Below are 10,372 nucleotides of genomic sequence, written 5' to 3'. Positions count from 1 at the left end.
GACTTACTCCGCCGCAAGGGGTTTTGGCTTGGGCGCGGGCTTCGCGCCATGTTCGTATTCAGTCAGAAAGTCGAGGACTTCCTGCCGGTACGCATAGTAATCGGGGTGGGCCAGCAGCGCCTTGCGGGTGCGCGGGCGCGGCAGCTTTACATCGGTGATCTTGCCGATGGTGGCCTGCGGTCCGTTGGTCATCATCACGACGCGGTCCGCCAGCAGGATCGCCTCGTCCACGTCATGGGTGACGCAGATCGCCGTCACCTTGGTGCGCGACCAGACCTCCATAAGCACCTCCTGCAACTCCCAGCGGGTGAGGGAATCCAGCATCCCGAATGGCTCATCCAGCAACAGCAGCTTGGGGCTGAGGGCAAAGGCCCGCGCGATGCCGACGCGCTGCTTCATCCCGTTCGACATGGAATGCGCGCCACGGTCCATCGCATCGGCCAGCCCCACGCGTTCAAGGTAGTATTCGACCACCTCCTGCCGCTCGGATTGGCTCGCCCGGGGATAGACCTTGTCCACGCCAATCGCGACGTTCTCCTTGGCGGTCAGCCAGGGGAACAGATTGGGCGACTGGAACACGACGGCACGTTCCGGGTCGGCGCCCTCGACGTGGCGGCCGTCCAGCTTGATCGCGCCTTGGGAAATGTCATTCAGGCCGGCCGCCATGGTCAGCACGGTGGATTTGCCGCAGCCGGAATGGCCGATCAGGCTGATGAATTCGCCCTGATTTACCTTGAGGTCGAAATCCTCGACCACCGTCAGCGGCCCTTTGGGCGTGGGATAGACCTTGTGCAGCTGAGAGAAGTCGAGGAACCGCTGCTCGATCATGCCTTCGCGGGCGCCCCGGACGGCAGCCGGGATCATCTGGTGAACCGGTTTCACGTCCGGCAGGTGGCGTGTTTCGGCAACCTTGGCGGCAATGCCCACATCCATCAGGTATTGCGTGACCTCTGCGCGCAGCTTCTTGAAGCCCGCATCATGGTTCATCGCGTCACGGTTCCGCGGGCGCGGGATGGTCACCGGGATCGGCGCTGCCAGCGTGCCGTCGGGGTTCAGCACGATGATGCGGTCGGCCAGCAGGATCGCCTCGTCCACGTCGTTGGTGATCAGGACGCAGGTCTTCTTGTCGGCCTCCCAGATCTCCAGGATCTCATCGGCCAGATTGGCGCGGGTCAACGCATCGAGTGCCGACAGCGGCTCGTCCAGAAGCAGCAGGTCAGGCTCCATCGCCAGCGCCCGCGCCACGGCCACCCGCTGACGCATGCCCCCCGACAGTTCCGCCGGGCGGCGGTGCGCGGCATGTGCAAGGCCAACCATGGTGATGTAATGATCCGCCTTGGCAATCTTTTCGGGCTTCGACAGCTTGCTGTGCACCGCTTCGATGGCCAGCATGATGTTGCCGCGCACGGTCAGCCAGGGCATCAGGCTGTAGCTTTGAAAGACCAGACCCCGGTCCGGTCCCGGCCCCGTGACCGGCGCCTCCCGAAAGGTCAAGGTGCCGCTGTCGGGCATCTCAAGCCCAGCGATCAGGTTCATCAGGGTGGATTTTCCAGTGCCGGAGAACCCCAGGATGGCCAGGAACTCGCCCTCCTTCACGCTCAGGGTGATGTTTTTCAGAACCTCGGCGCGGTGCGTGCCTTCGCCAAAGCCTTTGTTCACGTTCCTGAATTCAAGAATACCCATGCCGCTCACCGCTGCGCCGAGAAGGTAAAGAACGACTGCATCGCGTACATCACCCGGTCCAGAAGGAAGCCGATGATGCCGATGGTCAGCACCGCCACGATGATGCGCGCCAGCGATTGCGACGATCCATTCTGGAATTCATCCCAGACGAATTTGCCAAGGCCGGGGTTCTGCGCCAGCATTTCCGCCGCGATCAGCACCATCCAGCCCACGCCAAGGCTCAGCCGCAGTCCGGTAAAGATCAGCGGCAACGCCGAGGGCAGAACCAGCTTGGTGATCTTGGCGTAGGGGCCCATCTTCAGCACCCGGCTGACGCTGATCAGGTCGCGGTCGATGGAGGCGACGCCAAGGGCGGTGTTGATCAGCGTGGGCCAGAGGGAACACAACGTCACGGTGATCGCGGAGACCAGGAAGGATTTGGAGAACATCCCGTCGTTGGTGGCATAGACCGCCGATACCACCATGGTGACAATCGGCAGCCATGCCAATGGCGACACCGGTTTGAAAATCTGGATCAACGGGTTCAGGGCCGCATTGGCCGTGGGCGACAGGCCCGCAGCAATGCCCAGCGGGATCGCAACCACCGAGGCCACCAGAAAACCGAAGAACACGGTCTTGATCGAGGTCCAGATCTGGTCGTAATAGCTGGGCGCGCCGGTATAGGCGATCTGCTTGACCTCATCCGCGCGCCCGGCTTCGATCAGCCGCGCGTTGCGCTGGTCCAGCCGCTCGTGGAACATTGCTGCCTTGGCGCGCTTGTCGATGGCATCCGCGTTCAGCTCCTTGGCCTGTTCCCAGACCGCAACGGGGCCGGGGATCGCGCCCAGTGATGTGACGACACGCGGGGCGAGGGTGGCCCAGAGCATCAGGAAGACGATGATGGACAACAGCGGCACACCCAGCAGCCGCCAGACATCGCGCATCTGTCCGCGCGGATTGTCGCCCGCCGCGGCCTTGAGCAGGGGGGTCAGCCAGGCAAGACCAAGAACGGAAAACCAGGCGTCTGCCTTGTTGATGCGGGTGAACCAGACGGCGCGGCGCGCCTCTTTGTGCTTGGTGTCCAGGTGATCGGGATCGACGACTGTCATTGCGGTCTCCGGTACGTAAAAGGGAAAGAGGCACCGCCCCGCAGGCAGGGCGGTGCGGAAGGGTCAGCCACCGGCAACCTCACCGGACTTCAGTCCGATGGGCAGGCTGTCGATATAGGCGTTGGGCGCTTTGCCATCGAAGGGGATGCCGTCGATGACATCTGCGGCGGGTGTCGGCGCCTTGTAGCCGTCGCTGTCCCAGGGGAAATCGGCCTCGGCGGCATTGCCTTCGTCCACCAGCAGGCGTGCGGCATCCAGATAGATGTCGGGGCGGTAAACCGAACGCGCAGTTTCATCGAACCATGTGTCGTCCTTGGTTTCGGCGATCTGGCCCCAGCGGCGCATCTGCGTCAGATACCAAACCGCGTCCGAATAGAACGGGTAGGTGGCGTTGTAGCGGAAGAAGACGTTGAAATCGGGCACCTCGCGCACATCGCCTGGCTCATATTCGAAGGTGCCGGTCATCGAGGCGGCGATCACCTCGGCATCGGCGCCCACGTATTCCGGGCGGCTCAGGATTTCGACCGCGGCCTCGCGGTTTGCATTCTCGTTCTCGTCCAGCCAGATGGCGGCGCGGATCAGCGCCTTGGTCAGGGCCAGTGTGGTGTTTGGATTTTGCTCGGCAAATTCGGCGGTGATGCCGAATACCTTTTCCGGGTTGTTTTTCCACAGCTCATAGTCGGTGATCACCGGCACGCCGATGCCCTTGACCACCGCTTGCTGGTTCCACGGCTCGCCCACGCAATAGCCGTCGATCGTGCCGGCCTCCAGCGTGGCGGGCATCTGCGGCGGCGGGGTGACGGACAGGAATACGTCCGCGCCAATCTGCCCCGAGGTGTCATCGGGGCTGTAAAGACCCGGGTTCAGCCCGCCGGCAGCCAGCCAGTAGCGCAGCTCGTAATTGTGGGTCGAGACCGGAAAGACCATGCCCATGTTGAAGGGTTTGCCATCGGCCTTGTAGCGTTCCACCACCGGGGCCAGCGCCTTTGCCGAGATCGGATGCTGCGGCAACCCGTCGGCATTGGTCGGGATATTCGGTTTCATCTCTTCCCAGACCGCATTGGAAACGGTGATGCCATTGCCGTTCAGGTCCATCGAGAAGGGGGTGATGATATGGGCCTGCGTGCCATAGCCGATGGTCGCTGCCAGCGGTTGACCGGCCAGCATATGCGCCCCGTCCAGCTGACCGCCGATCACCCCGTCCAGAAGCACTTTCCAGTTTGCCTGTGCTTCAAGCGTGACGAAGAGCCCCTCATCCAGGAAATAGCCGTTCTCATAGGCCACCGCGAGCGGGGCCATATCGGTCAGCTTGATAAAGCCGAGTGTCAGTTCATCCTTTTCAAGCGCCAGCATCTCGGCAAAGGCCGGGCCGGTCAGCAGGGTGGAGGCGAGTAGGCAGGTCGCAAGTCTGTTCATGTACTTTGTCCCTTGTGTGATCCGGAAGGCAGGCGCCCCGGACAAACGAAAATAACCGCTGACCAGCCCCATGCGCATGCACGAGGGGTCGAGCGGCTGTGCTCGGATTACCCGGACTTTGGGAATTGGATTTCGGAAGACGCCATTGTCTTCCTGAGCTTCAGGTTGGGAAAAGCAGAGGGTTAAATCAATACCGAAGGGGAATTTGCGGCCGCAGAAAGGCAGTTTTCTGCGTTGCAGCGGAAATCTGCTGCATTTTCGGTCACTCCTGCAGGGAGGGGCTGAATTCTTGACCATCAAATGAATGCGTCATCGCATCCGGACGCGGGCTGTAACCGGGAATCGCCCGCAGCGCCGTGTCGTGCAGATCGGTGCGCCAGGTGGCAATTGCGGCCTGGCGCGCGGTGGCCCGGTCCAGCCCCAGCCGCGCGGCCAGACGTCCGGCGATCCAGGCGGCATGGTCTTGCTGCGGGGTGTTCTGGGCAAAACCGACAAAGTCGGGCACGATCCGGCTGTCACCGCGTGACGTGAGGGTCAGATGACCGGACAGGGCGCGGTCGATCATCTCGGCGGGAACATCGACATAGTCGCGCCGGGACAGGAACGCGCAGGCGGTCGTGCGGCTTTGCGGATCGCTGAGCCACTCGCCCGCGCGCCACAGGGCGCGGATCATCGCGCGCAGTGGCTCGGGGCTGGCGTCGGCCAGGTCCGCCCGCACGCCCAGCACCTTCTCCGGCGCGCCGGGCCAGATCGCGCTGCCGGGCAGCAACAGGGCCCCCGCATTGGTTTCAACCGCCATCGACCCCCAGGGTTCGCCCACGCAAAAGGCGTCCAGCTCGCCCGCCGCAAGGGCACTGGCCATCAGCGGTGGCGGCACTGTGCGGATGTCGACGGCGGCGGGGGCGGGCAGGCCCAGGGCGGTCAGCCAATGGTACAAAAGCTCTGCATGCATCGAAAAAGGAAAGGGCACGCCGATCCGGAGCGGCCCGTCTGCTGCAGCGATCAGCGCCTGTCCGGCGGCGCGGGCATCGCCAAATCCTGTGGCAAAGCTGTATCCGGTGTCGCGGATGCGCTGCGCCATGGCGTTGCTGACGCCGATGACCTCGCCATTGGTGGACAGCACCGCAACGCTGGCAAGCGCCGCACCGGTGCCAACAAGCCCCAGCGCCGTTGCCACCGGCATCGGTGCCAGCATCTGCGCTGCCGTGACCTGACCAAAGGACACCATATCGCGCAGGCTGGACCAAGAATGCGCCCGCCTCAGGTCCAGGGCGATCCCTTCGTCCCTGTCAAAGCCCAGCTCGACCGCAACGATCAGCGGCGCGGCGTCGATCAGCGGCAAGAATGCGACGGGCAGCTTCGCGGTCATGACAAAAGCCCGGCAGTGGTCACCAGCGCCTCGGCAACGTCATAGACCTTGCGGCCCTGATCCATCGCCGCGCGCCGCAACAGGTCATAGGCGGCTTGCTCATCAATGCCTCGGGCCTTCATCAGCAAGCCCTTGGCCCGGTCGATCACCTTGCGTTCTTCCAGGGCGCGTTTGGTGGTCGCCAATTCGTTGCGCATCTGGCGGAACATGGTGAAGCGGGCCACAGCGGCATCAATGATCGGTTTCAACCGATCCGCGCGCAACCCGTCGACGACATAGGCGGAAACACCCGCCTCTATCGCGAGTTTGGTCAGGTTTGCGTCGCTTTGATCAACGAACAAGGCCACCGGGCGTTCCAACGGGGCCGAGGCGAGCCTCAGTTCCTCAAGCGAGTCGCGGGAGGGATTGTCCAGATCGATCAGGATGATATCCGGATTATGATCCGCAATCGCCGCCGTCAGCCGGGACATATCGGTGATCGTTAGCAATTCGTACTGCCCCGCATGCGCGAGGCTTTCCTCGATCAACGCGGCGCGCGAGGGGTCTGTTTCAACGATGATGATCTTGAGAATCCGCTGCATGGGCCGGACGTCATCACGCAGAGGAATGCGACGCAATTTGAATTCAACCGATCCGGGCCGCTTTTCAGCACTCTGCCTATGGATTGGGCGTTATGCATTTCACATGTGCATATCCAACGCGTCAGCAATAAACCAACTTTCAGCCAACTCCGCCCGGAACCGGTGTGGCGCGCTGGTTCAGCCTGTGGAAATGGAGGGGGCAGGGCGCCATGCGGGCTGCCGGTCAGTCCCGTCCCGACGCGTCAAATGTATCCTGGGCAGCATTGATCGCCTCCTTGTGTTGCCGGCTCCACTCCACCAGCGTCGCGACCTGCGTCGCAAAGGCATGGCCCAGTTCCGTCAGTTCATAGGTGACCTTGGGCGGCACGGTCGGCTCGACATGCCGCAGCAGATGGCCGTCACGTTCCAGGCGCCGCAGGGTCAGGGTCAGCATCCGCTGGGAAATGCCATCCAGCGCCCGTTCAAGCACCCGGTAGCGCAGCGGTCCGCCTGCCAGTTCCGCCAGGACCCTGACCGTCCATTGCTCGCCCAACCGGACCAGGATCAGCTCCAGCCCGCAATCTTCGTGGTCGTCCGACCCGCAGGATTCCAACGATGCCCTGCGCACAACCGTGTTCGTAACCGACATCCAAGTGCCTCCTTACGTGCCCCTGATGGCCTCCCTAGGTTAGCCGGGAACCAACACGGAAAGGAAGCATCATGATATTGATTACCGGCAGTTCGGGGCAACTCGCCTCGCAAATTGCACACCAGGCCAGTGAGGCAGGTTTGGACCTGCGGACCGCAAGTCGCGCGCCGGAGGCCGACAGGCAAATGGATTTCGACCACCCCGAAACATTGGATTTTTCCGGCGTCGACACGCTTTTCCTGACCTCGGCCGGCTATGCCGAGGACGATGTCGTCATGCGCCGTCACGGCGCCGTGATGGAAGCGGCGCGTGCGCAGGGTGTCGGCCATGTCATCTACAGCAGTCTGCACGCGAGTGGCGCGCATCTCGGCTTTGCACTGGCGCACCGCTGGACCGAGCGCGCGCTGCAGGCCAGCGGGATGAAATGGACCATTCTGCGCAACGGACTTTACGCCGAACTGGTCGGTGCGCTTGTGGCTCCGCGCGGCGGGAAGATCACCACGCCATTCGGGAACGGGGGCATCTCTGCCGTTGCGCGCAACGATCTGGCCGCCGCTGCGGTGAGCGTGCTCAAGGCGCCGGATGCCCATGTCGGCCGCAGCTACGAGCTTGCCGGGACGTCGGCGATTTCGGCGGCGGACATCGCCGGGACCCTCGGTGTTCCATATGTCCCGAATACATTCGAGGCAGAGCGGGAACTGCTTGGGCAGATGCCGTTGCTCCCCTTCCAGGCCCCGATGCTGATGTCCATCGCCTCCGCCGCAACCGCCGGATACCTTGCGGTCGAAAACACCGATCTTGTTGAGTTGGTGGCAGAGCCGCAGGACGCTTTGACAATTGCCAGCGCGGTGGCGCAGGCGATGGCCCAGCCCTGAGCGAAACAGCCGTGTTCCGGGTGCGCCCGTTCATGCCCGGCGCGCGCGCCCGGAACCGGCAGGCAACATGCCATTGTCCCGGTACCAGGCGACTTCGTCGGCAATGGTCTGCGCCATCGGGCGGAACGACAGCCCCAGTTCCGAGCGCGACTTGGCCGGATCAAAACGGCTGTGGTCAAATTCCTTGCGCATGTTGCGCACCGCAGCGAGGCTCAGCAGGGCCGGGCGGCCGGTCAGGCGGGCCACGCCCTCCTGCATGCCCGCGATCAGCCAGAGGGCGGCTGCCGGAATCCGCCGCTTTGGCGCGGCGACGCCGGTGGTCTTTTCGTAAAGCTGCATCAGCTCTGCCATCGCCACATGTCGCCCGGCGGCCAGATAATGCTCGCCCCTGCGGCCTTGCCGCAGCGCGCGGATCTCGGCCTGGGCCACGTCGCGCGCATCGACAAAGGCAAAGGTGGCAGGCGGGATGCCGGGCAGCTTGCCCTGCATGAAGTCCAGGGTGAATTGCCCTGCCGCAGTTGGCCCCCGGTCACCCGGTCCGTGCATCCAGCCGGGCATGACGAAAACGCCGAAAGTGTCGGCATGTTTCTCCAGATGTGCCATGACAATCTGGTCCGACAGGATCTTGGACCGGTAATAATCATCCGCACCCTTGGCGGGCCGTTTCATGGTTTCGTCCACCACCTGTCCCTTTTTGCCGTCCACCACGGCAATGGAACTGGTATGCACGATCTGGCGGATACCGGCCTCATGCGCCGCCGTCAGAAGCTGGCCGGTTGCATCGACGTTGATCGCCTTCAGCATCTCCCAGTGCCTGCCCCCGTAGTAGCTGTCGCGGAAATAGGCCGCGGTGTGGAACAGCGTGTCGCAGCCTGCCAGGGCCCCGGCGAACCCCGGTATGTCCTGCATGTCGCCTTCGATGATGTCGAGCCCCTCCAACGCCCCGAATTGCTGCCGCGCCTTCCCGGCCGAGCGGGCCAGACCCCGCACCTGAACCCCCTCTGCCAGCAGCGCGCGGACCAGATTGTTGCCCAAGAGCCCGGTCGCCCCGGTGACGAAGGCAACTTTTGTGTCGCGTCCCACCATCTCAGCCCAGGTCCTGGCCAAGGGCCTGCATCAGGGCAATACGGTCGTAAAACACCTCTTCGTGGGTCGCATGTTCATCGTTGAAGGTGAAGAACCCGGCAAAGCGGAACCGGAAGGGCTTACCGCTTGGCTGGATCATGTGACCCCCCATGGCGAAAGGCCCTGTGAAGGTGCCGGTGAACTCGGCGGTCATTGCCAGATGCCGGTTGTTCCAGACAATGGGTGACATCTGGACCTTCACATCGGGAAAGGCATCGAACAAGGCCTGTTCGCGTATGCGGGTCTCCTCGCGGCCACGGGTTTCGGTCATCGGATCGACGAAGTGGAAATCTTCCGACATCAAGGCAAGCAGCGCGTCAAGGTCACGTGTGTTGAATGCCTTGGTGGCGCGGTCGGTAAAGTTGAATGGGATTTGCATCTGTGTCTCCTTTGCCGGTCCAATCTACGACGGGCAGCGCATTCCAAGAACACACAGCAATGGACAATCGTTTTGCGTGCATGCAAAATGAACCATGACCGATTGGGATGATCTTCGCGTACTTCTGGCCATCTCGCGGCGGGGCAGTTTCCTGCAGGCAGGCCAGGTTCTGGGCATGGCGGCCTCGACTCTGTCGCGGCGCATCACCCGGCTGGAGGAAGAGATCGGCGAACCCGTGGTCGAGCGCAGCGTCGAGGGCCTGCGCCTGACCGCAAGGGGGGCCGCTTTGACCGCCACCGCAGAGCGGCTTGAACGCGATCTGCAGCAACAGACCGTCAGCAGCAACGGCGAATTGTCCGGCGGTGTGACGGTCACAGCAGGCGACGGCTTCGTGCCCGTGCTGACGCAGGCAATAGACCGCTATATCGATCTGCATCCGCGATGCAGTGTCGATCTTTTGGTGGATGCGACCCTGACAAAGGTCGCGCGCGGCAGTGTCGATATCGCGGTCCGCACCATTCACCTGGGCGAACCATCGCTGATTTACAACAAGGTCGCGTCGCTTTCCTATGGCGTCTATTGCGCGGCCGAATATGCCAGCCGCCTGCCTGCCAATGCCGGGCCGGGCGATGCCGCGATGATCGACCTTTCGCCGCCCTTTGATCAGACCCCCCATCTGCGCGCGGCACGGGCAGCAGGCTTTGTATCCTCGCGTTTCCGGGTCTCCTCCTTTTCGGCCCAGCTTCAGGCCTGCGCCAGCGGATACGGTGCGGCGGTTCTGCCTGATCTGCTGGCGGCGGGTCTGGTGCAGCCTTTCGGCGCGGCAGACCTGCCGCCGATGGATGTGTTTCTGGTCACCCGCCCCCAGACCCTGCGCCAGCCCCACCTGCGCGCGTTTTTCGATGTGCTGCGCGATACGTTGCTTCGGGCCGGTGCGCGCGGGCGCTGAAGTGCCGTGCGCGGCGATCTGAGGGGCCGGAAAATCGGCTGTTGAAGTTCGCGACATCCTGTCCTACCCATGTCACAGAATTGCATTGCTTCGCCCGTCAGCGACGACGAAGCGATAACGAAATCATCCGTCGGGGGGCCCATCCGGGCTGAGAGGTGCATGCACCGACCCGTCGAACCTGATCCGGGTCATACCGGCGTAGGGAACGGGTAGATTGTGCGAAACAGATCGCACAAAACTCATTCTTGCGTTGGCACGCCCGTACCCTGGAGACGTGCC

10 protein-coding genes and 1 riboswitch are annotated in these 10,372 nt (G+C 63.2%); of the genes, 2 read left to right on the top strand and 8 right to left on the bottom strand.

Annotated elements, in window-relative coordinates; translation table 11 throughout:
- Positions 1-3 precede the first annotated feature (3 nt).
- The 6 genes from PVW51_RS08780 to PVW51_RS08755 all read right to left on the bottom strand — a co-directional run bounded on the left by PVW51_RS08780 (position 4) and on the right by PVW51_RS08755 (position 6,765).
- Positions 4-1,683, bottom strand: coding sequence for an ABC transporter ATP-binding protein (locus PVW51_RS08780; protein WP_274574593.1), 1,680 nt, complete (start codon positions 1,681-1,683; stop codon positions 4-6).
- Between the two features lie 5 nt (positions 1,684-1,688).
- The gene (locus PVW51_RS08775; RefSeq protein ID WP_037926870.1) at positions 1,689-2,771 is read right to left on the bottom strand and encodes an ABC transporter permease; all 1,083 of its coding nucleotides are present in this window, start codon (positions 2,769-2,771) and stop codon (positions 1,689-1,691) included.
- A gap of 63 nt (positions 2,772-2,834) precedes the next feature.
- A complete protein-coding gene (locus PVW51_RS08770) occupies positions 2,835-4,187 on the bottom strand; it encodes a CmpA/NrtA family ABC transporter substrate-binding protein (protein WP_274574592.1) in 1,353 nt (450 codons plus the stop codon).
- A 262-nt stretch (positions 4,188-4,449) separates the two neighbouring features.
- Positions 4,450-5,556, bottom strand: coding sequence for an ABC transporter substrate-binding protein (locus PVW51_RS08765; RefSeq protein WP_269360528.1), 1,107 nt, complete (start codon positions 5,554-5,556; stop codon positions 4,450-4,452).
- Positions 5,553-6,137, bottom strand: a complete 585-nt coding sequence (locus tag PVW51_RS08760) for an ANTAR domain-containing response regulator (protein WP_114276893.1) — start codon at positions 6,135-6,137, stop codon at positions 5,553-5,555. Before PVW51_RS08760 ends, PVW51_RS08765 begins: the two co-directional genes overlap by 4 nt.
- A 223-nt stretch (positions 6,138-6,360) precedes the next feature.
- Positions 6,361-6,765: a winged helix-turn-helix transcriptional regulator gene (locus PVW51_RS08755; RefSeq protein ID WP_274574591.1), complete on the bottom strand. Its 405-nt coding sequence runs from the start codon at positions 6,763-6,765 to the stop codon at positions 6,361-6,363.
- 71 nt (positions 6,766-6,836) lie between these two features.
- On the opposite strand from PVW51_RS08755, the gene PVW51_RS08750 reads away from it, so the two are divergent.
- A complete protein-coding gene (locus tag PVW51_RS08750; protein ID WP_274574590.1) occupies positions 6,837-7,640 on the top strand; it encodes an NAD(P)H-binding protein in 804 nt (267 codons plus the stop codon).
- Positions 7,641-7,670: 30 nt separating this feature from the next.
- Here PVW51_RS08750 and PVW51_RS08745 read toward each other — a convergent pair whose 3' ends face one another.
- Both PVW51_RS08745 and PVW51_RS08740 read right to left on the bottom strand, forming a co-directional pair.
- A complete protein-coding gene (locus PVW51_RS08745) occupies positions 7,671-8,726 on the bottom strand; it encodes an SDR family oxidoreductase (RefSeq protein WP_274574589.1) in 1,056 nt (351 codons plus the stop codon).
- Position 8,727: 1 nt separating this feature from the next.
- On the bottom strand, positions 8,728-9,144 hold the full coding sequence (locus tag PVW51_RS08740; RefSeq protein ID WP_274574588.1) for an ester cyclase: 417 nt from the start codon (positions 9,142-9,144) through the stop codon (positions 8,728-8,730).
- A 94-nt stretch (positions 9,145-9,238) separates the two neighbouring features.
- Between PVW51_RS08740 and PVW51_RS08735 the strand changes: the two genes are divergently transcribed.
- Entirely contained in the window at positions 9,239-10,093 is an 855-nt protein-coding gene (locus tag PVW51_RS08735; RefSeq protein ID WP_274574587.1) for a LysR family transcriptional regulator, read from the top strand.
- A 121-nt stretch (positions 10,094-10,214) separates the two neighbouring features.
- A riboswitch (TPP riboswitch) is annotated at positions 10,215-10,315 on the top strand.
- The last annotated feature ends 57 nt before the right edge of the window (positions 10,316-10,372 follow it).

Source organism: Sulfitobacter sp. PR48, from assembly GCF_028807335.1.
Lineage (GTDB): Bacteria > Pseudomonadota > Alphaproteobacteria > Rhodobacterales > Rhodobacteraceae > Sulfitobacter.
This window is presented reverse-complemented; position numbering and strand designations above follow the sequence as displayed.